This is a genomic window from Bacteroides sp. BFG-637, from assembly GCF_024793605.1.
Classification (GTDB): Bacteria; Bacteroidota; Bacteroidia; order Bacteroidales; family Bacteroidaceae; genus Bacteroides; species Bacteroides vicugnae.
This window is the reverse complement of sequence record NZ_JANUPD010000002.1, coordinates 3,164,252-3,188,787: the sequence shown is the minus strand read 5'-3', so window position 1 is coordinate 3,188,787 and position 24,536 is coordinate 3,164,252. Positions and strand designations below refer to the sequence as shown.

Below are 24,536 nucleotides of genomic sequence, written 5' to 3'. Positions count from 1 at the left end.
CATTATACTAAAATTATAGCATGAAATTTTCCGCTACTTTCAGGAAAGGGTTATTTCCCTTTCCTATCATAAGTCACATTCTTTTCCACTACATTCTCTACATTATTCACTTTCTTCACGAACTCTTTCACCTCACCCACTTTCACATTCTCAATCGTTACATTCTTAACCGGCAATTTGGCATTCCCCTTCAATTCATAGATGGCATCTGCCGACTCACAAGTCACCTTATCCATATAAATGCCATCAATACGGGTAATCCGTTCCTCATAAGTAGGTACCAGATCTTTCCATTGATACAATACTTCCGTATCTATTTCAAGCACCCGTTGAGCGATGCCTGCCTGTACATTTTTCATGTAAACGTTTTCTATAAATCCACCCCGGCGATGATTGGTCTTCACGAAGAAAAGACGCATTACCGAATTAGGAGCCGTGCAATCGTGCATATAGATATTCCGTATGCCTCCGGATATTTCACTTCCGATGCCAAGCAAAGTATGCCCTTTAAGAATTTGACAACGACGGATAACAATATTTTCACAAGGAGTATTCAATCTCCAGGCATCCTGATTGCGTCCGGCCTTGATAACTACCGCATCATCCCCCTGATCGAAAGAACAATCCTCCACCAGAAAGTTGCGACTCATTTCAAAGTCGATACCATCGTTATTATGTCCATGAGCTTTCACATCCAGATTGCGTACCACTCCCCCGTCACACATATAAAGGTGAATGGTCCAGAACGGACTTTCCCGTATCTTAAATCCATCCAACAGCACATTCTTACAACGATTGAAATGAATCAGATGCGGACGAAGATGATTCTCCCCTATTGCCATCTGACGTTCTATCACAGGGACATTAGTCGAAGCTTTTGTATACAACTCCTTCAACGCTTCCAAATGAGGCTGGGGACGTTTGAACCAAACTCTCCAGGCATCCATTTTCGGCTGGAGAGTTCCTTTACCCGTAATCGCCACATTCTCACATTCAAAAGCATAAAGTAAAGGAGAATAGTTATAACATTCCAAGCCTTCCCAGGAAGTCATCACTGCCGGAAGATAATCAGAAGGATTATCCGTGAAATTCAAAACTGCATTCTCTTCCAAACAGAGGTTTACATTACTCTTGAAATGAATAGGCCCGGTCAGCCATGTACCAGCCGGAACAACCACACGTCCACCTCCCGCTTGATTACATGCCTCAATAGCGGCAGCAATGGCTTTGGTATTATCCGTCTCACCTCCCGGTTGTGCACCGTAATCCGTTATCGGGAAATCTTTATCGGGATAAATAAAGATTTTAATAGGCTGCATGGGAAAAGGCGCTTTCACCTTTACCGTCTTATAATTATCACCGGCAAAAGCCAAAGAAGCTGTCAACAGACAAAAGCAGATACCTGCCATATATTTCAATAAGTTCGTCTTCATCGTATGATTCTATTTTTAATTCATTCAAATCCTGCAAAGATAAAAATATCTATTTATTGTTACATTGAAAAGACCAATACACCTGCCGTAGGAATTTCCGTAGTTCCTATCAGTGCCTTGCCCCCTTTCGGTAAGTTAAATGTATAAGGACGATCCGAATAGTTCAATACAATTCCCAATCCATTACGATATTCCATTGTCACACCAGATGGCAGGTCCATCACCGGGATATTCAGTTGTACATATAGTTTCTTCAATATATCTTTTTCCAATGCTCCATCATGACTGTCCACTCCAACATAAGTGATTGTTCCCTTTCCTAATTTACGGAAAGTAACAGCCGGACTTCCTTCATAGAATTCGTTTTTATAAGTAGCCCAGACCTGTGCGTCAGTGGGAGGATTCAGAATTTCTCCCCATGTATTCCAAGCATACTCCTTTCCATCCATCATTACAGTACCGGGATCTTCAGGAAGAAGTAAATCGTAAAAGTTCATTTCGTTTCCTGTCAAAGGAGTAATCATGAAGCCCAAAGGAGCTTCAGGAAGACGGCCATAACGATCCTTTTGTGCCGTACGACAGGTTAAGATTAGATTTCCGCCATTTTTCACGTATGCAATCCATTTATCCACCAGTTCCTTATCAGCCAGTTGATAAGCCGGTATTACGACCACCGGATAATCGGATAAATTCTTTGTCTCTGATATAAAATCGACAGGAGCTCCGAATGATTTTAGGGTACGGTAGTACTTTTCGATGTGTGCAAAAGTGTCCCATGTACGATTCTGCTTCTGCCGCTCGATACTCCAGGAGTTTTCATGATTGAAAAGAATTGCAGTACGACGGGCAAGGTAATCGGCAGGTTTGGTTTCACGGGAAGAGCAATGTTTACGAAGTTCACGAATCTCCTTTATAAATGTCTCATATTCTCTTCCGCCGGGAGTAACAGTCACTCCGTCCGTGCCGACAATTCCGTAATGATATTGTTCCGTGCCGTAAAGAGGCTGGCGATAACGATAGGTGCAGATAAAATCACTTCCACCGGCAAACACACTCCACATCCACAGACGAACTGCGCCCGGAAGAGGTTGGGGATTGATACTGCCCCAGTTCACCTGTCCCGGCTGTAATTCCATCACACCATAAGTACCCTGTATCGGACGGAAAAAATCATTTGCCCAAGCTATCCGCAACGGATTACCTACCCGGTAGCCTCGACGACCAATCCCCTCATTATCACCATATACCATATAGCGGGTGTAACTCTGGAAATCAAGTGCGGGGCTACCACCGATGTGACCTTCATCATAATTCGGTATATAATTCGTAGTCACCCATTGGTTCTTTGCATATTTCTTAATCAACAGACATTGTTCGTTCAGGAAATCATTGGTTTGTGATGCAGCAAAACGGCGGTAATCCAAAATTTGATGATGATTCATAAACATCTGTACGCGCTTGGGAAGCGTTATTTCATCAAAAGACGAATAAGCCTCACTCCAGAAAGCAGTGCCCCATGCATCATTTAAAAGTTGGATATCATTATTGTATTTGGCACGGAGAAAATCACGGAAAGCAAGCTCCGCTTTCGGATTATAATCAAACTGTACAGCAGGTTCGTTGTCGAGTTGCCATCCGATAATACGGGAGTCATTTCCATAATGTTGCGCCAGTTTTTCAATCATCTTGTATGATAATTCCCTGTAAAGAGGCGAAGCAAATGGAAGCATGCTGCCGAGCACCGTGGTCAAGTATCGTTCCATCCTCATTCTTCAATAGAATTTCGGGATATTTCCGGCTCATCCATACAGGAGGAGTGGCAGTAGAAGTACACATGATTACTTTCAAATCATATTTGGCAGCTAAAGCCACGGCTTTATCGAGCCAAGCAAAATCATAGCGTCCCTCTTCCGGTTCCAGTTGCGCCCAGGCAAACTCGGCAAAATGGGTAAATTCAAATCCCAGTTCATGCATCTTCTTGAAATCACGTTCCCACTGGCTTTCATCCCAATGTTCGGGATAATAATAGACTCCTGTCAGTGTCAGGTCTTTGTCGTTAAACCAAGACTTCTTTTTTAGTGCCTCCACAACAGAAGCATCCACCGCAAACGCCGTTCCATGACGGATGCCTCTCGGGAAAGAGACCTGATCGGACACATCTTCCCATGTTTCACCATGATCCAAAGAACGAACAGCTCCATAACGATGGTCACGGTATTTATCAAAATAGACATAAAGCGTATCACCTACAAAAAGAGGAGCCGGACCCTCCGCCCAATATTTTCCTGTAATAGATGCTGATACTTGGGTCGGGAATCCTTTTTCTATCTTCTTTGTACGTGTCACACGCAAATTCTTTTCCGGTGGATTGGAATTTTCATTCTTGACTACCATTATCAGATCTTCCCGCTTCGGATCTTTCACAATAGCGGCATCAATCACACTGAAATCAGGATTGAAGAACATCTTCGTCTTCGAGAAAGTACGAAAGTCCTTCGTTGTTACATAATAAATACGATGATTCAGTCCTTTCTCACTTTCACTGGTAGCCACTTCTTTGTGACGACCGGGAATCGTAGTTGTCCAAAAGATATAATAGGTTTGTGAAGGTTCATCGTAAAACAGTTCGGGAGCCCAACAGTTATGTGCATCCGGCTCGTGCATCATCACAGGAATTGCTTGTTGCTCACTCCAATGAACCAAATCTCGGGAAGAGGCATATCCGATAATCCGGTCCGTCCAACTGGAAGTCCAGACCATGTGAAAAGTTCCGTCCGGCGACTGGCAAATACTGGGGTCACGCATTAATTTATCTTTACCAACCGCAGGGGTAAGATAAGAACGTCCGCCATGTAAAGGCAGCCAGTTCAATCCATCATAACTATATGCTAAATGCAGTCCGTCTTTACTGTCATTGATAAAATAAGAAAAGAGGTAAGCTGTCTCACCGGCAAAGATTGTCATCACCGACCAAAGACTTAGAGCTATCCAGATTACTACTTTTTTCATGGTTCCTTATTAAGATTAAAAAGTTTACCCTGCAAAGATAAGGCATCTCCGCCCCTCCTCAAAGATAAAGAGCATGGACAATATTTCAAATCCATGTAGTTTTGTACACGAACGCTTTTAGATGTCCATTTTGATACAATATTCTATGTATCTGTACATCTTTCTATTTACTAAACCCTTAAAAAGCTCTACTTTAGCGGCAGATTTTAAAAAAGAATGAAAAACATATCAATTCTATATATCATGAAACGACTTTTAGTAAGTATTGCTATCGTATTTATCTCCATACTGACCGTAGCGGGACAAAATCACTCTTTCAGCTTATCCGGCAAATGGAATTTCCGGATAGATCGGGAAGATACCGGCGTCAAGGAACAATGGTTCAAAAAATCCCTCGACGATTCTATCAACCTGCCCGGCTCCATGCCCGAAAAATGGAAAGGAGATGAAGTGACCGTCCGTACCCAATGGACCGGAAGCCTCTACGACAGTTCTTACTACTTCAACCCATATATGGAAAAATACAGGATAGAGGGACAAGTAAAACTACCCTTCTTTCTGACTCCCGACAAACATTATGTAGGTGTGGCTTGGTATCAAAAGAAAGTGACAATTCCGGCTGACTGGAAAGGAGAAAGAATCACTCTTTTTCTGGAACGTCCGCACATCGAAACTACTGTATGGGTAAATCAGCAGGAGCTTGGTATGCAAAACAGTCTTTGTGTTCCCCATGTCTATGACCTGACTGCTGCAACCACCCCCGGAAAAACGTACCTGATTACCATCCGTATCGATAATAGAATCAAAGAAATCAACGTAGGTCCCGATTCTCACAGCATCACCGACCAGACACAAGGTAACTGGAACGGTATCGTCGGACGAATCGAATTACAAGCTACTCCCAAAGTCCATTTAGAAGATATTCAGGTATATCCCGATTTGAGCAATCAGAAAGCGCTGGTTCGCATGAATATACGGTCTGCTTCTTCCATCAAGGGAGAGATCACCCTTTCCGCCGAGAGCTTTAACACTGATATTCAGCACAAAGTGGCTCCCGTACACCAAAGTTTCAACATCCGTCCGGGAGATAATCCGGTGGAAATGGAACTTCCGATGGGAAAAGAGTTTCTGACATGGGATGAATTCAGTCCGGCACTTTATAAACTGACGGCAAAGCTGGTCAACGGCAAACAGTCTGATACGAAACAGGTACAGTTCGGTATGCGTGATTTCAAGATCGAGGGAAAATGGTTCTATGTGAACGGTCGTAAGACAATGCTTCGCGGTACAGTGGAAAACTGTGATTTCCCGTTGACAGGCTATGCTCCGATGGATGTGGCTTCTTGGGAACGGGTATTCCGCATTTGCCGCAGCTACGGCTTGAATCATATGCGCTTCCACTCTTTCTGTCCGCCGGAGGCAGCTTTCATTGCTGCCGATCTGGTTGGTTTCTATCTGCAACCGGAAGGACCGAGCTGGCCGAACCACGGTCCGAGACTGGGTAACGGACAACCGATTGACAAATACCTGATGGACGAAACCATTGCACTGACCAAGGAATATGGGAATTACGCTTCATACTGTATGCTAGCTTGCGGCAATGAGCCTTCCGGTCGTTGGGTGGCATGGGTCAGCAAGTTCGTGGATTATTGGAAAGCAACCGATCCGCGTCGTGTATACACAGGAGCTTCCGTTGGAAACAGTTGGCAATGGCAACCTCACAATGAGTATCATGTGAAAGCAGGTGCACGCGGATTAAGCTGGGCAGGTGCGCAACCGGAAAGTGAATCGGATTATCGTACAAGGATTGACACGGTGAAACAACCGTATGTATCACACGAAACGGGTCAATGGTGCGTATTCCCGAATTTCAATGAAATCCGTAAATATACGGGAGTTAACAAAGCGAAGAACTTTGAAATCTTCCGGGATATTCTGAACGATAACCACATGGGAAGCCAAAGCTACGATTTCATGATGGCTTCGGGCAAATTGCAGGCACTCTGCTACAAACATGAGATTGAAAAGACCTTGCGTACTCCGGACTATGCGGGATTCCAGTTGCTGGCTCTCAATGATTATTCCGGTCAGGGAACTGCATTAGTCGGTGTACTGGACGTGTTCTTTGAAGAAAAAGGATATATCAACGCAGAGCAATTCAGACGCTTTTGCAGTCCGACCGTACCTTTGGCACGTATTCCCAAATTTGTATATACCAACAATGAAACATTCCATGCCGACATCGAAGTATCCCATTTCGGAGCTGCTCCCTTAGAAAGCGCAAAAACAGTTTATACCATTAAGGATAAATTCGGAAAGGTATATGCTCATGGAACTGTCGGTACCCATCGCATTCCCATCGGTAATCTTTATTCCTTAGGTAGTGTAGATATGACTCTGGAAGGAATCGATACACCGCAGAAACTAAATCTGGAAGTGCGTATCGAAGGCAGTGATGCCGTAAACGACTGGGATTTCTGGATATATCCGGCACAAGTGGAACTGGTACAAGGAACAGTATATACCACCGACACCTTGGACGCCAAAGCATTGGCAGTGTTGCAGGACGGAGGAAATGTGCTGATTACGGCTGCCGGAAAGATACAATACGGCAAGGAAGTCAAACAATATTTTACTCCCGTATTTTGGAATACTTCCTGGTTCAAGATGCGTCCGCCACACACAACAGGTATTTTCCTGAATGAATATCACCCTCTTTTCCGTGAATTTCCTACTGAATATCATAGCAACCTGCAATGGTGGGAACTGCTGAACAAAGCGCAGGTGATGCAATTCACCGACTTCCCGGCAACATTCCAACCTACGATTCAAAGTATTGATACCTGGTTTATCAGCCGGAAAATTGGAATGTTGTTCGAAGCAAAGGTGTTGAACGGCAAACTGATGATGACCAGTATGGATATTACCTCCCAACCGGAAAAACGGATTGTAGCCCGCCAGATGCACAAAGCAATCCTGGATTATATGAATTCGGATGCTTTCCGTCCGGCAGAAAAGATAGCTCCGGAGCTGATACAGGCATTATTCACCAAAGTGGCGGGAGATGTGAAATCTTATACCAAAGATTCACCTGACGAACTCAAACCAAAAATTAACTAAATGGGAAATTATCAGGCACGGATTACACGGATTACGCTGTTGCTCTATAGAAAGCGTAATTCTAAAAACCGTGAAATCCGTGTAATCCGTGCCTAAACTCCATAAACAATATACTTTTATATTATTTACATGAAAACAACTATTATAGGTTTGCTAGTCCTGGCAACGGCAAGTATCAACGCACAGGAGAAAGCCCAAACATACCAGTTGGCAGACGCTCCCCGTTACAGTGAGGAGACAGGATACGGATATGATCTCGTCGCTACTCCCGCAAAAGGCAGTAAGACACCCTTCTTCTTTTCTGTCCGTGTGCCGGATGGTAACTACCAAGTAACCGTTCGCCTGGGAAGCAAGAAACAGGCAGGGGTGACCACTGTAAGAGGCGAGTCACGCCGACTGTTCATTGATAACCTCGCGACCCAAAAGGGACAATTCGTAGATAAAACATTTATCATCAACAAACGCAATCCCCGCATTTCCGAGAAAGAATCCGTACGTATCAAACCCCGCGAAAAGACTAAACTGAACTGGGACGATAAACTGACTCTGGAATTTAACGGCGATGCACCCGTATGCCAGAGTATCAGTATCAAGCCTGCTGATCCGTCGGTGATTACCGTTTTTCTATGCGGCAACAGTACCGTAGTCGATCAGGACAATGAGCCATGGGCGAGCTGGGGACAAATGATACCTCATTTCTTCGGCACGGACGTTTGTATCGCCAATTATGCGGAATCGGGCGAATCAGCCAATACTTTTATTGCCGCAGGACGTTTGAAAAAAGCATTGAGCCAGATAAAGAAAGGAGATTATCTTTTCATGGAATTCGGACATAACGACCAAAAGCAGAAAGGGCCGGGCAAAGGAGCCTATTACTCTTTTATGACCAGCCTGAAAACATTTATTGATGGAAGCCCGTGCACGGGGAGCATACCCCGTACTAGTCACTCCCACCCAACGCCGGAGTTTCGATGCCACCGGACATATCCGTGACACACACGAAGATTATCCGGAAGCCATGCGCTGGCTGGCAGCAAAGGAAAATGTTCCGTTGATCGACCTCAACGAAATGACCCGTACGCTTTATGAAGCCTTGGGGCCGGAAACGTCCAAACGCGCTTTCGTGCATTATCCGGCAGGCACTTATCCGGGACAGACCAAGGATTTTGCCGATAACACCCACTTTAATCCTTACGGAGCCTATCAAATAGCCCAATGTGTGATTGAAGGAATGAAAAAAGCCGTACCGGAACTGGCTAAACACCTGAAAATAGACCCATCCTATAACCCGGCACAACCGGACGATGTGAATGTTTTCCATTGGAACGAATCACCATTCACGGAAATAGAGAAACCGGACGGAAATTAGGAGATAAGTATTAGGTATCAAGTATTAAGTATCAGGCATTAGATAAATATGAAAACCAAAGGTATCTTTCCCCTGCTCCTACTAGCAGGCACACTTTTGACAGCAGCTTGCGCCACCCCAACGGCCAAACAGGCAGGAAACAACAGCTTCGAATGGGGGCAGGTTCCGCAGCAACCGGATTTGTCGTGGGCCGACAGTGTAGGCAGCCGGCAAATGCCCGGAAACAATGTAATTTTATCCGCTAATTCTTTTGGCGCAGTAGCAGACAGCACGGTGCTTAGCACGGAAGCTATCCAGAAAGCAATTGACAGTTGTGCCGTCAGCGGTGGAGGAACGGTAGTTCTCCAACCGGGATATTACCAGACAGGAGCACTGTTCGTAAAAAGCGGTGTCAACCTGCAACTGGACAAAGGGGTGACTTTATTGGCCAGCCCATCCATTCATCATTATCCCGAATTCCGTTCACGGATTGCAGGAATCGAGATGACATGGCCCGCGGCAGTTATCAACATTGTCAATGAAAAGAACGTTTCTGTCACCGGAGAAGGAACGCTGGACTGCCGGGGAAAAGTATTTTGGGATAAATATTGGGAAATGCGGAAAGAATACGAAGCAAAAGGATTGCGCTGGATTGTGGATTACGACTGCAAACGGGTACGGGGCATCCTCATAGAACGTAGCTCGGACATTACATTGAAAGGATTTACCCTGATGCGTACCGGTTTTTGGGGATGTCAGATTCTTTACTCCGATTATTGCACGATAGACGGACTGACAATCAACAACAATATAGGCGGACACGGTCCGAGCACGGACGGTATCGACATTGATTCTTCCTGCAATATCTTGGTCGAAAACTGCGATGTAGACTGTAACGATGATAATATCTGTATCAAATCGGGACGGGATGCAGACGGACTGCGGGTGAACCTTCCTACAGAAAATGTGGTCATACGGAATTGCATCGCCCGCAAAGGTGCCGGACTTATCACCTGCGGAAGCGAAACTTCCGGCAGCATACGGAATGTATTGGGATATAATCTGGAAGCAATCGGCACCTCGGCCGTACTGCGGTTGAAAAGTGCCATGAACCGTGGAGGAACAATCGAAAACATTTATATGACTGAAGTAAAAGCGGCAAACGTCCGTCACGTACTGGCAGCAGACTTGAACTGGAACCCCAGTTACAGTTACAGCACTTTACCCAAAGAGTATGAAGGGAAAGAAATCCCGGAGCACTGGAGAGTCATGCTGACCCCGGTAACGCCTCCCGAAAAAGGTTATCCGCGTTTCCGCAATGTCTACGTATCAAAGGTAAAAGCGGAAAATGTGGACGAATTTATCTCCGCTTCGGGATGGAATGACTCGTTACGTCTGGAAAATTTCTATCTTTATGCCATCGAAGCGCAGACCGACAAACCGGGCAAAATCTGCTATACGAAGAATTTCAACTTATCTGAAATCACGTTAAAGACAGAAGAAAAGAATGTCATTGAACTAAAAGAGAATGAACAAAGTAATATCAACTTCAACTATGTTAAGACATCTCCTGACCATCGCACTGCTGGGAATCTTGCTCATTGATGCGCAAGCACAAGCACTGACGCCACCTGCCGGCACTTTCCGGTTGGGTGTATCGAAGAAAGGAAACGAAAGCCACTGGCTAAAGCCTGAAGAAAAGATACAGGGAGTATCCTTCCAATGGAAAGCACTGCCCGATAGTCGTGGATTTATCCTGGAAGTAGAAGTCACCTCTGCTTCGGAAGCCGAGGCTCTATTTTGGAGTTTCGGCGATTGCCAACCGGATTCGGACATCAATGTATTCAGTGTGGAGGGACAAGCCTTCACTTGCTACTACGGAGAAAGCATGAAGTTGAAAACGCTGCAGGCTGTCACTCCTACCGATGATATTCGCTTGAGTGACGGACATAAGGATGCAACCCCCCTGATGATTTACGAATCAGGCAAACAAACCGACCGCCCTGTACTGACCGGACGTTGCAGTCTCTCCCCGGCTTCTTCCCAAAATGAAGGAAACAAGCCTTTCCGGCTTTATTTCTGTTTCTACGAACAGAATAAAAAAGCGGATTACAACTACTATATGTTACCGGATATTTTTGCCAAAATCGACAAAAAATGAAAAGGATCTATTTATTATTCAGTCTGTTAATAGGTTGCATTTATCTACATGCAGCCATTTATAATGTAATGGACTTCGGAGCCAAAGCGGATGGGAAAACAATTGATTCGCCTGCCATCAATCGTGCGATTGAAGCGGCCGAACAGGCCGGAGGAGGCACAGTATATCTACCTGCGGGAGAATATGCATGCTATTCCATCCGGTTAAAAAGTAACATTCATATCTATCTGGAACAGGGCACCCGCATCATTGCCGCCTTTCCCGGAAAAGAGGAAGGATATGATACCGCTGAACCGAATGAACATAACAAGTATCAGGATTTCGGTCACAGCCATTGGAAAAACTCTTTAATTTGGGGAATCGGACTGGAGAATATTACGATCAGTGGTCCCGGCTTAATCTACGGTAAAGGCTTGACCCGTGAAGAGAGCCGCCTGCCGGGTGTAGGCAATAAGGCGATCAGCCTGAAAGATTGTAGAAATGTGACCCTGAAAGATTTATCCATGCTGCATTGCGGGCATTTCGCCCTGTTGGCTACCGGAGTGGATCATCTGACGATTCTGAATCTGAAAGTAGACACCAACCGGGACGGCTTCGACATTGATTGCTGCCGGAACGTACGTATCAGCCAATGCACGGTGAACTCCCCCTGGGATGATGCCATTGTCTTGAAAGCCTCTTATGGATTAGGACGCTTCCAAGACACGGAAAATGTGACGATCAGCGATTGTTATGTCAGCGGCTTTGACAAAGGAAGCGTAATGGACGGCACTTGGCGGCTGGACGAACCGCAGGCTCCCGATCATGGTTTCCGTACGGGACGCATCAAATTCGGCACAGAAAGCAGTGGAGGTTTCCGCAATATTGCGATTACGAATTGTATCTTTGAACATTGCCGTGGGCTGGCATTGGAAACGGTAGACGGAGGACATCTGGAAGATATTGTAATCAGTAACATCACAATGAGAAATATAGTCAACGCGCCTATTTTCCTCCGGTTGGGTGCACGTATGCGCAGTCCTGAAGGTACTCCTGTAGGCACCATGAAACGTATTCTTATCAGCGATATCAATGTATGGAATGCCGACAGCCGGTATGCTTCTATCATCAGCGGCGTACCGGGAGCCTGTATCGAGGATGTGACTTTCCGTAATATTCACCTTTATTATAAAGGTGGCTACAGTGAAGAGGATGGCAAACGTGTTCCTCCTGAACAGGAAAAAGTATATCCCGAACCGTGGATGTTCGGCACGATTCCCGCCAAAGGATTTTATATCCGTCATGCACGGAATATAACCTTCGACGGTGTCCGTTTCCACTTTGAACAGCCGGACGGACGACCGCTTTTTGTTACTGATGATGCAGAAAACATAGAATATTATAATACGCCGAACGAATGATGACTAAAAGACAATGGATAGTCCTTTGCCTGCTTGCCGCAGGTGGAGTAATGCAAGCACAGCAATGGCCGGATGCTCCGGTGGAAGCACGTCCCGGTGCCAGATGGTGGTGGCTGGGAAGTGCCGTAGACGAAAAGAACCTGACATACAATCTGGAAGAATATGCACGCACCGGAATGGGGGCAGTAGAAATTACTCCCATCTACGGTGTGCAGGGCAATGATGCGAATGAAATTCAATTTCTCTCTCCCCGCTGGATGGAAGTTCTCAAACATACACAGGCGGAAGGAAAGCGTACCGGTATCGAGATTGACATGAATACCGGAACCGGATGGCCTTTCGGCGGACCGGAAGTCAGTATTGAAGATGCAGCCACTAAGGCTATCTTCCAGACATACAACCTAGAGGGAGGCAAAGAGATTGAACAAGATATCAACGTGACCGACCCTAAGCAACAGGCTTATTCCGTACTAAGCCGGGTGATGGCTTACGATGAGAAAGGTAAATGTATCAACCTGACCGCCCACGTAAAAAAAGACAAACTACAATGGAAAGCACCTGCGGGCAAATGGAAAATCGTAGCTCTTTATATTGGTAAGACACGACAGAAAGTGAAACGTGCCGCTCCCGGAGGTGAGGGATATGTGATGAACCACCTCTCAAAGAAAGCTGTAAAGAACTATCTTTCCCGTTTTGACCGTGCTTTCAAAAGCAGCAAGACGAGCTATCCCCATACATTCTTCAACGACTCTTACGAAGTGTATCAGGCAGATTGGACAGACGATTTCCTGGAACAATTCACTCGTCGACGGGGGTACAAACTGGAAGAACATTTCCCTGAATTTCTGGACGAAAGCCGTCCGGAAGTCAGCAGACGTATCGTATCCGATTACCGGGAAACGATTTCCGATTTATTATTGGAGAACTTTACCTGTCAGTGGACGGACTGGGCACACAAAAACGGTAGCATTACCCGCAATCAGGCACACGGTTCGCCCGGCAATCTGATTGATATTTATGCTGCCGTGGATATTCCCGAATGTGAGGGTTTCGGACTGTCGCAATTCCATATTGAAGGATTGCGTCAGGACTCTTTGACCAAAAAGAATGATTCCGACCTGTCTATGCTGAAATACGCCTCTTCGGCCGCTCACATTGCAGGAAAAACATATACTTCTTCCGAAACATTCACGTGGCTGACGGAACATTTCCGCACTTCTTTGTCGCAGTGCAAACCGGATATGGATCTGATGTTCGTTTCGGGTGTCAATCACATGTTTTTCCACGGCACTCCGTACTCTCCGAAAGAAGCCGAATGGCCCGGATGGTTATTCTACGCTTCTATCAATATGAGTCCGACAAACAGTATTTGGCGTGATGATCCTTCGTTCTTCAACTATATCACCCGTTGCCAAAGCTTCCTGCAAATGGGACAGCCGGATAATGATTTCCTGATTTATCTTCCGGTATATGATATGTGGAATGAGCAGCCGGGACGATTGTTATTATTCACGATACACCACATGGATAAACTGGCTCCTAAGTTTATCGACGCTATCCATCGCATCAACAACAGCGGGTATGACGGGGATTATATTTCCGATAACTTTATTCGCAGTACACGTTTCAAAGACGGACAGTTGGTTACTTCGGGCGGAACGGGCTACAAAGCATTGGTAGTGCCTGCTGCGCACCTAATGCCGAGTGATGTATTGGCACATCTTTATGAACTTGCCAAACAGGGAGCTACTATCGTATTCCTCGAAAATTATCCGACAGATGTACCGGGATACGGTCAGTTGGAACAAAAACGCCAAAGCTACCAGCGTACGCTCCGGCAACTTCCGGCTGTTTCTTTCTCGGAAACAACCGTTACTCCAATCGGAAAGGGGAAGATTATCACAGGAACGGATTATGCACGCACATTGGCCAGCTGCAATATCTCTCCCGAAGAAATGAAAACCAAATTCGGACTACAAGCGATCCGGAGAGTGAATGATACGGGACACCACTATTTCATCTCTTCCTTGCAAAATAAAGGAGTGGACGGTTGGATCACATTGGGAACGAATGCAGCCGCCGCCGCTCTCTTCAATCCCATGACCGGAGAATGTGGTGAAGCTAAAGTGAGACAGGCAGACGGCAAAACACAAGTCTATTTGCAATTAAAATCCGGTGAATCGATTATTCTGCAAACGTATCAACAATCTTTGCAGACATCCAAACCGTGGAAGTATGTAAAAGAACAACCTTTCAGCCTTCGTCTGGATCATGGTTGGAAGTTGCACTTCGCCGAAAGCAAACCGGAAATTCAAGGAACATTTGATATAGATCGCCCCTGTTCATGGACCCATATCAATCATCCGGCAGCCCAAACGAACATGGGAACCGGTGTTTATTCCTTAGACATCGAATTGCCGGCTTTGCAAGCTGACGACTGGATTCTTGATTTGGGAGATGTACGCGAAAGTGCCCGTGTCCGCATCAACGGACAGGAAGCGGGATGCGCATGGGCAGTGCCTTATCAACTAAAGGTAGGCGAGTTCTTAAAACCCGGAAAAAACCACATCGAGATAGAAGTCACGAATCTCCCTGCAAATCGAATTGCAGAATTAGACAGGCAGGGAGTGCAGTGGCGCAAATTCAAAGAAATCAATATTGTTGATTTGAACTATCGTCCGGCCAATTATGGGCATTGGAGTCCATTACCCTCCGGCTTGAATAGTGAGGTACGGCTGATTCCGGTAAATGTGATGCCATAGTTGAGGCATTGTCATATCATCATACTGCAACAAACTATTTTTTCAATCTTGTACTTAAGACTTTTCAGTGCAAAGATTAAGGGTTTTCAGTGCAGAGATTAGTAGTTTTTTATGCAGTCGGTAAGTCGTCCCGTTACAACGGGACAATAGGCACATTGCAAAGTGACCAATATCACCTTATAAGATGACAGGGCAGACGCATTATATTTTTTACTATCCTACTCCTGTTTTCATTCTATTTATATAATTGATTATTAACTTATTAATTCTTTCTTATTTCGACTATTTTCCTTATCTTTATAAGATATTATAAAACATAAACTAACATGAAAATAGGGATAATTGACCTTTGTAAACAAATAGAAGATCCTAGAATGAACCGTAAAAAAGTCCATAAAATGGAAACCATCGTCTATATATCCATTGCTGCTGTAATTTGTGGTGCCCAATCCTGGAATGAGATTGAGGAATTTGGCAATGCCAAAATTGCTTTTTTCAAAAGTCGCATACCTAATCTGGAGTTCATCCCCAGCCATGATACTTTTAATAGATTCTTTAGCATCATAAAGCCCGAATATTTTGAGTTGATCTTCCGTAATTGGGTCAAACAAGTCTGTCAGGAGGTGAAAGGGGTTATAGCTATAGATGGCAAACTTATGCGTGGTCCAAGTAAATGTGACGGAGAACATACGACGGGAAAGGAAGGATTCAAATTATGGATGGTTTCCGCATGGTCCGCTGCCAATGGAATTTCTTTAGGACAAGTGAAGGTGGATGATAAAAGTAATGAAATTACCGCTATTCCATTGTTACTAAACTCTTTGGATCTCAATGATTGCATTGTCACAATTGACGCGATGGGCTGCCAGACAGATATAACACGGACCATCATTGAGCGTGACGCAAATTATATTATAGCTATAAAGGATAACAAGAAGAAAAACTATCAACTGGCCAAACAGATCATTGAAGATTATCAGGATAAAGACGAAATAATCAATAGAGTCACCAGGCATGTGTCTCAAAATACCGGACATGGAAGGATAGAGACAAGAACTTGTACTGTAGTTAGTTATGGACCTATAATGGAAAAAATGTTTAAAAAGAAACTTGTGGGACTGAAGTCTGTTGTTGGGATAAAATCGGAAAGAACAATAGTGGCAACAGGAGAATATACACAAGAGGTAAGATACTATGTAACTTCAATGGATAATACCAAACCGGACGAAATTTCCTCTGCCATCAGACAGCATTGGTCTATTGAAAATAATCTGCATTGGCAACTGGATGTTACCTTTCGAGAAGACTATAGTAAAAAGGTCAAAAATGCAGCCAGAAACTTTTCCGCAGCAACAAAAATGGCACTTACTATCCTGAAGAAGGATAAAACAACTAAAGGAAGTATGAATCTAAAAAGGCTAAAAGCTGGGTGGGATGAAAAATATTTATCAAAACTTTTACAGGATAATGATTTTTAATGCGTCTGCCCTGTATAAGATGATATTGGTCACTTTGTAATATGATTACCTGTCTTTGGAAAGATGGGAAGCACTAAAGATACAAAATTAAATAGTAAAAAGCAAGAGTGAGACAGTAAATATAGCTTTATCCCCTGAACGGATTGATTTTATTTCCGAACCGGGGAATGGACTAAAAAGACTACTTTAAATCCATTACAGCCTGCTCCAACTGTTTCAATGCTCTTTCCAGCGTAGCACGTGGACAAGCAACGTTCAACCGCATAAATCCCTCTCCTTCCTTACCGAATGTTGTTCCATCATTCAGTGCCAGATGAGCATCTTCTACAAAAAGACGATTCAGTTCTTCCTGATTGAGTTCCAATGCGCGGCAATCCAGGAAGATCAAGTAAGAGGCTTGCGGACGGATCATCTTGATAGCAGGAATATGTTCTTTCAAATACGTTTCAGTGAAATCCACATTTCCTTTAATATATGCTATCACTTGGTCCAGCCATTCTGTTCCATGACTGTAAGCAGCTGCAACACTTAAATAAGCAAAGAGATGTCCTTCGCTAAACTCGCTTGCTTCCATATATGTCCGGAAACGGTGACGAAGTTCGTCGTTCTCAATAATTGCATAAGAACTTGCCAATCCCGGCATATTGAATGCTTTGCTGGGAGACATAAAGACAAGAGAATTCATACGTGCCTTCTCTGAAATCAAAGCAAAGGTAGGATGTTTGTATGGAGGCAGCGTTAAGTCAGCATGAATCTCGTCAGAGATAACCAATGTGCCGCTTTCATAGCAGATGTCAGCTATTTGAGACAGTTCTTCTTTCGTCCATACACGTCCACCCGGGTTATGAGGGTTGCTTAAAATAAGCAATTTGCATCCTTGAATATCTTGACGGAAGCGGTCAAAATCAATATAATATTGTTCATCTTTCAGGACTAACGGGCTGAATACCACTTCGCGCTCATTCTTTTGAGTGACCAAAAAGAAAGGATGATAAACAGGGGGCATTACCATTATCTTATCTCCTTTCTGCGTAAAACAGTGGATCACAAAAGCTAAGCCGCGGACAATACCGGGAGTGAAAGTCAACATCTCTTCATGGATAGTCCAGCCATGACGCTCCTTCACCCAGTTAATAATAGACTCCGACCATTCTTTGCAAGCAAATGTATATCCGAGTACTTCATGTTCCAGGCGTTTTTTCAAAGCCTCTATGACAAAAGGAGCTGTGCGGAAATCCATATCAGCTACCCACATTGGAATCAGGTCATTGCGTCCCCAACGACTCTCTACTGCATCCCATTTTACGGAATCTGTACCGTTACGGTTTATTATTTCATCAAAATTATAGTTCATACTGCATAATGTTGTTAGGTTATGTGTATAATAAACAGTTAGCAAAGATAGTTATTTTCATGGTATTACCGAAAGGCAGCCTCTAATTTTGTATGCTCTATCAAAACATAGAGGGCCGGAGCAATACAGCATCCGACCCTCATATTCATACCCTGAAAAAAACTAAGAACCTATTTGTATTTATTATTCATTCCAACGATGCACTATAAATCCACGCTTACCATCTTCTGTTTTTAAAGAGATGAAATAGATATGCGGATGGCTCGTCGGACCTGTACCAATGCGTTTTTCCAAAATAAACTCGGTCAGTTTAACGTCAGAGGCTGCTTTGTCTGTGTACGAAGTCTTAGTGTCATTGATAGTCGTTTCAAACTTCGGATTACGATTGGCAGCATTCACACAATTTAAATTGTTTGCCCAACCACCGTTAAAGTAGACATAGTATGTATCTTTCACTTCACCGTTTTGTTGATACCAGTACATATCTTTTGGCGTTGCATAAGATCCGGTACTGGAAACTCCGGCCGTGTTAATATCGGCACGATAACCATCCCAATAAATACGTGGCGTCGGGTCGTCAAGATTGAGCGGTACCCATAAATCTATGGAACGGCTTTCCTTTTCCTGATCGGTCACAGTGATGGTTGTGCCACCGTCACCTACCACGGTTACAGTTACTGTGGTGCCGGATACTGCCACAGTAGCTACTCCTTCATTCAGAGATTTAACGGTATAACCGCCATTACCGGAAGTGATATTGAAAGAAATCTGTTGAGGCGTACCCTCGTACACATATTCCCCCTCAAGAGTCCCCTCTTTATCAAACAGAACAGGACGAATCGGATTCGTCACCCGCACTTTAAGAGTAGCTGACTTGTTTCGGGAATCTGTCACAGTAACCGTTGCCTGATCGACATTTGCTTTACCGCCAAGTATCAGTTTATATCCTCCTGTTACGTCGGGATCTTCCACAATTTCAGCACTGATGGCTTCAGGAGCAGAATTGGTTACTGTATAACCGCCATTACCGGTCAGGATTTTCATTTCACGAAGAATAACGCCGTCGTTATCCAGACGCAATACTTCCACTCCCTCCGGGAGCGATTCGAGTGTCAGTTCCTGAAGTTTACGTACTTCAACCGTCATGAGAGCACGATTGTAGCTATCATCCGAAAGGCGAACGATGGTGCTACCTATGTCACCGCCTGTCAACAGTATCTCGTTGCCAACCACCTCGGCAGTCACCACATCCTCATTATCACTCTCTACACGATAATTCACACCGTCCAAACCAATACCGATATGCAGGACTTCTCCCTCAACGAGCACCGGATTGTGCGTAGTAAGCGGAACATTGACATAAGGGTGATACACATCTTTGTCATTTTCACATCCCGTCATCAAGCAGAGAAAAGCCAGAAAAGGGATAAAGGATAAATATTTTATTTGTTTCATTGATTCAAGATTTTTAAAGCCCGATTAAATCTCCCCAAGGGAATATCCGGACAGACTGTTAGTTTTATCAAGTTCTGCAATATCCCGTCTTAGTAAAACAGAAAGAAGCATAATTGCCATCCCATTAATAATTAGGATTCTGATACATTCCGTCTTTATTCGTCGAGATCTGTATCTCGCTCAACGGAATGGGGAACAAATAATTCTTATCACTGTCGAAGCTGGTTTTCGTCGTACTAAAACCATTGCGGTTTTCCAGGAAGTGCTCAAGCATACCGGTACGTGCCAGATCATACCAACGCCAGCGTTCGAAGCATAACTCACGGGCACGCTCCAACAATACATCTTCGAGTGTATACGTATCGTAATTCCCAAATCCGGGGGTATCGTTTTCAGTGACAGCAACTCCCTGATTTAATCCGCGGGCACGTTGCACGATGCGATTCATTGCTTCCACACCCTCGTCGGACGGTGAACCATTGTTCAACATCAAATCGGCTTCGGCATACATTAGCAGTACATCGGCAAAACGCAGTACGAGGATATTGTTCGGACAGTTGGAATACACAAAGTTGGTATGTTCATCTTTCCAGGTAGCTCCCCAACGATATTTGATGACACCACTGTTCGTTACAGACTTCGCATTGTCTCCGGGTTGCGGTTTACCGCTTAGCTCCGTCATGGGTTTCTGTGCTATCGGGCTATTATTGGTCTTATCAAAGTCAATCACATAATCGGCCAGATTCCACTCCCGACGCTTGTCGTAACCATTGGCATCATAATAGTTCCAGAATGAGGGAACATATTTAAGGTTGCATTGTCCGGCAATGGCATTTGTACGCCAGCCGCCGTAAAGTTTCTGTCCGTCGGTATTGATTGCACGGGCACCGTATTCTTTCGGCCATTGTGAGCCATAAGGATTCTGTGCGCTGAACTGTATTTCCCAAATCGTCTCTTTATTGATGTTCTTATTTTCAATTTTAAAGACATCTCCGTAAACAGGTTCCAAATCACGTCCGCTATTGGTAATTACATCTTGCAGCAGTGCCAATGCATCACCGTAAAGTTTTTCATCTGTCTGTTCAATCTGCTCGTAACCGGCTACACGATCGGCGGCACGTGCCGAAGCCATCGTAATATATACTTTTGCCAACAATGTTTTGGCAGCCCAGTAATTCGCCCAACCGCCATCTATCTCTTTAGGCAGAACATCTTCGCCCAAACAGAACAATAAATCATCTTCAATGAGTTGATAAACTTCCGCTACCGGTGTACGTCCCATGTCGTAAGTCAGCTCCGTCACATGATCGGTCATCAAAGGCACGGCTCCGAAAGTCTGCACCAGGTTGAAATATCCCCATGCACGTAAAAAGCGTACATTAGCTACATAGCGGTTGATAAGTTTAGCGTCTCCTTCGATTCCCTGTGCTTTGTAGATAACAGTGTTGCAGGCGGTAATCAACCGGTAGTAGCGAAACCAGAATTGCTTGATACAGCCATCGGTAGGCGTATATGTGTAGCGGTCGATAAAACCACGCAGGTTCGTTTCATTGGGATACATACACTCGTCCGTACCCACCATACCGACAAATAACGGGGTATTGGTGCCGACGTTATACATATAGCGCAGCGTAGAAAACGCACCGACTGCTCCTACTTTCAGAGATTCGACAGTCTTATAGAAAGTTCCTTCATCGAATTCAGACTCCGGCTTCTCTTCCAAGAAATTGGTACAAGACGAAACGGAAGTTCCGAGTAGGAACATAGTAGCCAATAATAATATGATATATTTTTTCATGGAATTCAATATTCAGGGTGTTAAACAAATCAGAAAATAAAATTGAAACCAACAGAATAAGAACGATTGCGCGGATAAGCACTGTAGTCGAGACTCGGCATCAAGTCGCCTGTCTGTCCCTGACGAGTGTTTACTTCCGGGTCAAATCCCGTATATTTGGTAAATACGCAAAGGTTCTTGACCGAAGCAAACAGTTTGATGTTCTGCATACCGACTTTCTTGGCTACTTTCTTTCCAAGTGCGTAGGCCAGCGTGATGTCTCCTATACGGAGGAATGAACCGTCTTCAAGCATTTTGGATGTACAGTAGTTGAGTGCCACCCCACCCGGCATACGATATTTGGCTTCGTTGTTACCGGCAAAGAATACATTACCATCTGCATCATAAAGTGTCGGTGACCAGGAGTTGGTATTCATTTCAGCAATCTGATTATGACCGTCACGTCCACTTGTCAATGAATGGAGGTTGGCGTTGAAAACAGTTGCTCCGTAACTGAACTGCATGGCTACGCTCAATGACAGGTTCTTATAAGAAACTGTGTTCGTCAAACCGCCTGTGAAATCCGGTTCGCCACTTCCCAGTAATACGAGGTCGGCGGAAGTGATTTTACCGTCACCGTTCTGGTCGCGGAAGCGATAATCTCCCGGACGTATGCTGGCAATCTTCTGTCCGAGCACTTCGGTAAGCCCCTGTTCATTGATTTCGTGCTGTGAAGCATACACACCGTCAATCTTATAGCCATACCATTGCCCGAGACTCTTATTCTTGCGAATCATGACAAAGTTTCCGGAACCGGGAATAACCCCCGGGTCAAATCCCATCTCATCACCAGGACCGATATCAAGCACTTTCGAACGGTTGAAGCCGATGTTGGCATTCAAGGTCCAGTTCCATTTCTTAGTCAGAATAGGGGTAGCATCCAAGGTAATCTCAATACCCTGATTACGGACTGCTCCGACATTGGCCCATCCCTTTTCGTATCCCGTAGCCAATGCTGCATTCTTTTCAATCAGCAGGTCGGTGGTCTTTTTTACGATAAACATCCACCGTCATTGCCAGGCGGTTTTTAAAAAAAGACATATCCAGTCCGAGATTGACCATATCCGTTGTTTCCCAACGTAATGACGGGTTTGCCGGCCTGTCAATGCTGGCACCGTAAGAAAGATCGGAACCATACATCGGATAGAATGAAGAAGCGATTGTTGAAAGGCTACGATAAGAAGGAATGGCTGTGTTACCACTGCGACCATAGCCGAAACGCAACTTTAGGTTATAGAAAACTCCTAAGTCTTTCACAAACGACTCTTCGTTGATACGCCATGCCAGACCAACTGACGGGAATCCCGCCCATTTATTACCGGCACCGAAGCGTGACGAACCATCGGCACGATAACTGGCTGTCAGCAGATAACGTTCCTTATAATTGTATTCGGCACGTGCCAGGAACGACACCATATTCCACTCAACGATTGAGGAGGTAGGAATCTGCGGAGTAACACCCATTCCCAGTCCATTTACCCCCAGATTGAGTGAAGGAAAATTCTGTGTTTCAGTACGCACCGTATTATTATTGTAGGTTTCAAGCGTGCTACCAGCCAATACTTTAAGGCGATGTCCGCCTTTCCACGAATTGGTATAAGTCAGGAATGCTTCTCCGGAGAGTTTTTTAATTCCGGCATTAGTGACAATGGCACGTCCGTTTGCTTTAAATCCCTGTTCGGTGTTGGCGGGATAAAATACATCTGTTTTCTGATGATTGTCTTCATACGTACCTGCTACATTCAGAGAAAGCTCGGTAAGTATCTTCCATTCCAGTTGCATACGTGCTGTCAGATTGTCTTTATAACGATTGTTGGTAATATCGCGCACTTGTATGTATGGGTTAGAAACAACCTGCCCCTCTTCACTGCCTGTACCTTCGGTAATACCGGATGAGGTAGCAGAATTCAAAGGCGACTGACGTAACAGTTTCACCATCAAACCATCGGAACTGCCGGTTGCTAAACCGGAGTTTTTAGTTCTTGAGCCTGATATATTGGCAGTCATAGTCACATTAGTACTCAATTTCTGAACGAGGTTAATTCTTCCTGTGAAACGTTCGAAACCGGAGTTTACTACTACCCCTTCCTGATTGAGATAACCGCCGGATACCGAATAGCGCGTGTTCTTATTACCACCCGAAACGTTGATACGATATTCCTGATACAGGGCATCGCGGAACATCAGGTCTTGCCATTGAGTATTCGTACTACCCGGAGCACCATACGACTCCCAGTCTGCATAAGTTGAACTTTCGGGAAGTACCCAATAGTTACCGTCACCGTTCGGATTGTCACGATAGACAATACCATCGCTCATGGTCGACGGATCGGTTCCGTAGGGGTAGTATTTCCACCCGGTCTTATAACGCATCAACGCATATTCCGAAGAATTGAGCATATCAAATTGACGTACTGCCTGCTGCATACCTAAGTTAGCATACAGTTCCACCCGTGTTTTTCCATCATTGGTTCCCTGGCGTGTGGTAATCATGATGACACCGTTCGCACCACGCGAACCATAGATAGCGGTTGAGGAAGCATCTTTTAGAATTTCAATGGATGCCACATCGCCCGGATTCAAAGAAGAAGCATCTTCACAAATCACACCGTCGATAACAAAAATCGGGGCACTTGAAGCATTAACGGACGATGCACCACGAATACGGATGGTGTAATCAGAACCGGGAGCACCGTCATTCTGCACAATCTGCATACCGGCTGCCTTACCTCTCATAGCATCTTCGAGTGACGTAATGGCACGTTCGCTCAATGCATCCTTACTAATAGATGATATGGAACCTGTCAAGTCCGAGCGACGCATAGAGCCATAACCGATGGCTACCACTTCTACGTCTCCCAAACCAATCACGTCCTCTTCCATAATAATATTGATCTGTGTACTATTGCCTACACGATGATCGACAGTTTTCATACTAATCATCGAGAAAACAAGCACCGACTGTTTCGACGGTACATTTATAGAGTATGCTCCGTCGATATTGGTAATCGTGCCGCGCGTTGTTCCCTGCACAACGACCGAGACTCCCGACAGTGGGTCTCCCTCCAGATCCGTTACTTTACCGGTAACAGTCAGAGTCGTTTTTTGTCCCATAACATCTATTGCCAGAACAGATGCCAGGAGCATAATCATACATAATGAATAGAATTGTTTCATTG

14 protein-coding genes and 1 pseudogene are annotated in these 24,536 nt (G+C 44.7%); 7 read left to right on the top strand and 8 right to left on the bottom strand.

Annotated elements, in window-relative coordinates; all coding sequences use genetic code 11:
• Positions 1-50: 50 nt before the first annotated feature.
• The 3 genes from NXX38_RS12240 to NXX38_RS26900 are packed head-to-tail and all read right to left on the bottom strand — an operon-like array spanning position 51 to position 4,442.
• The gene (locus NXX38_RS12240; RefSeq protein ID WP_167511717.1) at positions 51-1,433 is read right to left on the bottom strand and encodes a glycoside hydrolase family 28 protein; all 1,383 of its coding nucleotides are present in this window, start codon (positions 1,431-1,433) and stop codon (positions 51-53) included.
• 59 nt (positions 1,434-1,492) lie between these two features.
• Positions 1,493-3,196 carry a beta-galactosidase gene (locus tag NXX38_RS26905; RefSeq protein ID WP_409013807.1) on the bottom strand — a complete coding sequence of 568 codons (1,704 nt, stop codon included), beginning with the start codon at positions 3,194-3,196 and terminating at the stop codon, positions 1,493-1,495.
• A complete protein-coding gene (locus tag NXX38_RS26900; protein ID WP_409013806.1) occupies positions 3,111-4,442 on the bottom strand; it encodes a beta-galactosidase in 1,332 nt (443 codons plus the stop codon). The genes NXX38_RS26905 and NXX38_RS26900 overlap by 86 nt, the downstream gene beginning before the upstream one ends.
• Positions 4,443-4,685: 243 nt before the next feature.
• On the opposite strand from NXX38_RS26900, the gene NXX38_RS12230 reads away from it, so the two are divergent.
• From NXX38_RS12230 to NXX38_RS12200, 7 genes and pseudogenes are all read left to right on the top strand, one after another.
• Positions 4,686-7,562: a sugar-binding domain-containing protein gene (locus NXX38_RS12230; RefSeq protein ID WP_258981941.1), complete on the top strand. Its 2,877-nt coding sequence runs from the start codon at positions 4,686-4,688 to the stop codon at positions 7,560-7,562.
• Positions 7,563-7,691: 129 nt separating this feature from the next.
• A pseudogene (locus tag NXX38_RS12225) lies at positions 7,692-8,931 on the top strand (rhamnogalacturonan acetylesterase).
• Between the two features lie 48 nt (positions 8,932-8,979).
• Positions 8,980-10,515 carry a glycoside hydrolase family 28 protein gene (locus NXX38_RS12220; protein ID WP_195648512.1) on the top strand — a complete coding sequence of 512 codons (1,536 nt, stop codon included), beginning with the start codon at positions 8,980-8,982 and terminating at the stop codon, positions 10,513-10,515.
• Positions 10,466-11,071, top strand: coding sequence for a DUF4450 domain-containing protein (locus NXX38_RS12215; RefSeq protein ID WP_258979601.1), 606 nt, complete (start codon positions 10,466-10,468; stop codon positions 11,069-11,071). Before NXX38_RS12220 ends, NXX38_RS12215 begins: the two co-directional genes overlap by 50 nt.
• Positions 11,068-12,471 carry a glycoside hydrolase family 28 protein gene (locus tag NXX38_RS12210; RefSeq protein WP_258979600.1) on the top strand — a complete coding sequence of 468 codons (1,404 nt, stop codon included), beginning with the start codon at positions 11,068-11,070 and terminating at the stop codon, positions 12,469-12,471. The genes NXX38_RS12215 and NXX38_RS12210 overlap by 4 nt, the downstream gene beginning before the upstream one ends.
• Complete coding sequence (locus NXX38_RS12205; RefSeq protein ID WP_258979599.1) at positions 12,468-15,233, top strand: glycosyl hydrolase; 2,766 nt, start codon at positions 12,468-12,470, stop codon at positions 15,231-15,233. Before NXX38_RS12210 ends, NXX38_RS12205 begins: the two co-directional genes overlap by 4 nt.
• 326 nt (positions 15,234-15,559) lie before the next feature.
• On the top strand, positions 15,560-16,711 hold the full coding sequence (locus NXX38_RS12200; RefSeq protein ID WP_099147672.1) for an ISAs1 family transposase: 1,152 nt from the start codon (positions 15,560-15,562) through the stop codon (positions 16,709-16,711).
• Between the two features lie 181 nt (positions 16,712-16,892).
• Here the strand turns inward: NXX38_RS12200 and NXX38_RS12195 are convergent, their stop codons facing one another.
• From NXX38_RS12195 to NXX38_RS12175, 5 genes are all read right to left on the bottom strand, one after another.
• Positions 16,893-18,065 (bottom strand): MalY/PatB family protein, encoded by a 1,173-nt coding sequence (locus tag NXX38_RS12195; protein ID WP_234131840.1) that lies wholly within the window; start codon positions 18,063-18,065, stop codon positions 16,893-16,895.
• A gap of 183 nt (positions 18,066-18,248) precedes the next feature.
• Positions 18,249-19,520, bottom strand: coding sequence for a hypothetical protein (locus NXX38_RS12190; RefSeq protein WP_258979598.1), 1,272 nt, complete (start codon positions 19,518-19,520; stop codon positions 18,249-18,251).
• Between the two features lie 124 nt (positions 19,521-19,644).
• Positions 19,645-21,318, bottom strand: coding sequence for a RagB/SusD family nutrient uptake outer membrane protein (locus NXX38_RS12185; RefSeq protein WP_234131838.1), 1,674 nt, complete (start codon positions 21,316-21,318; stop codon positions 19,645-19,647).
• 29 nt (positions 21,319-21,347) lie between these two features.
• Positions 21,348-22,361 (bottom strand): TonB-dependent receptor, encoded by a 1,014-nt coding sequence (locus tag NXX38_RS12180; RefSeq protein ID WP_258979597.1) that lies wholly within the window; start codon positions 22,359-22,361, stop codon positions 21,348-21,350.
• Complete coding sequence (locus tag NXX38_RS12175) at positions 22,324-24,534, bottom strand: SusC/RagA family TonB-linked outer membrane protein (RefSeq protein ID WP_258979596.1); 2,211 nt, start codon at positions 24,532-24,534, stop codon at positions 22,324-22,326. Before NXX38_RS12175 ends, NXX38_RS12180 begins: the two co-directional genes overlap by 38 nt.
• Positions 24,535-24,536 lie beyond the last annotated feature (2 nt).

Bases quoted from the DNA above. Each gene is read 5' to 3' on its own strand.
- NXX38_RS12240 (WP_167511717.1), bottom strand. From the start codon at position 1,433: ATGAAGACGAACTTATTGAAATATATGGCAGGTATCTGCTTTTGTCTG.
- NXX38_RS26905 (WP_409013807.1), bottom strand. From the start codon at position 3,196: ATGGAACGATACTTGACCACGGTGCTCGGCAGCATGCTTCCATTTGCT.
- NXX38_RS26900 (WP_409013806.1), bottom strand. From the start codon at position 4,442: ATGAAAAAAGTAGTAATCTGGATAGCTCTAAGTCTTTGGTCGGTGATG.
- NXX38_RS12230 (WP_258981941.1), top strand. From the start codon at position 4,686: ATGAAACGACTTTTAGTAAGTATTGCTATCGTATTTATCTCCATACTG.
- NXX38_RS12220 (WP_195648512.1), top strand. From the start codon at position 8,980: ATGAAAACCAAAGGTATCTTTCCCCTGCTCCTACTAGCAGGCACACTT.
- NXX38_RS12215 (WP_258979601.1), top strand. From the start codon at position 10,466: ATGTTAAGACATCTCCTGACCATCGCACTGCTGGGAATCTTGCTCATT.
- NXX38_RS12210 (WP_258979600.1), top strand. From the start codon at position 11,068: ATGAAAAGGATCTATTTATTATTCAGTCTGTTAATAGGTTGCATTTAT.
- NXX38_RS12205 (WP_258979599.1), top strand. From the start codon at position 12,468: ATGATGACTAAAAGACAATGGATAGTCCTTTGCCTGCTTGCCGCAGGT.
- NXX38_RS12200 (WP_099147672.1), top strand. From the start codon at position 15,560: ATGAAAATAGGGATAATTGACCTTTGTAAACAAATAGAAGATCCTAGA.
- NXX38_RS12195 (WP_234131840.1), bottom strand. From the start codon at position 18,065: ATGAACTATAATTTTGATGAAATAATAAACCGTAACGGTACAGATTCC.
- NXX38_RS12190 (WP_258979598.1), bottom strand. From the start codon at position 19,520: ATGAAACAAATAAAATATTTATCCTTTATCCCTTTTCTGGCTTTTCTC.
- NXX38_RS12185 (WP_234131838.1), bottom strand. From the start codon at position 21,318: ATGAAAAAATATATCATATTATTATTGGCTACTATGTTCCTACTCGGA.
- NXX38_RS12180 (WP_258979597.1), bottom strand. From the start codon at position 22,361: ATGTTTATCGTAAAAAAGACCACCGACCTGCTGATTGAAAAGAATGCA.
- NXX38_RS12175 (WP_258979596.1), bottom strand. From the start codon at position 24,534: ATGAAACAATTCTATTCATTATGTATGATTATGCTCCTGGCATCTGTT.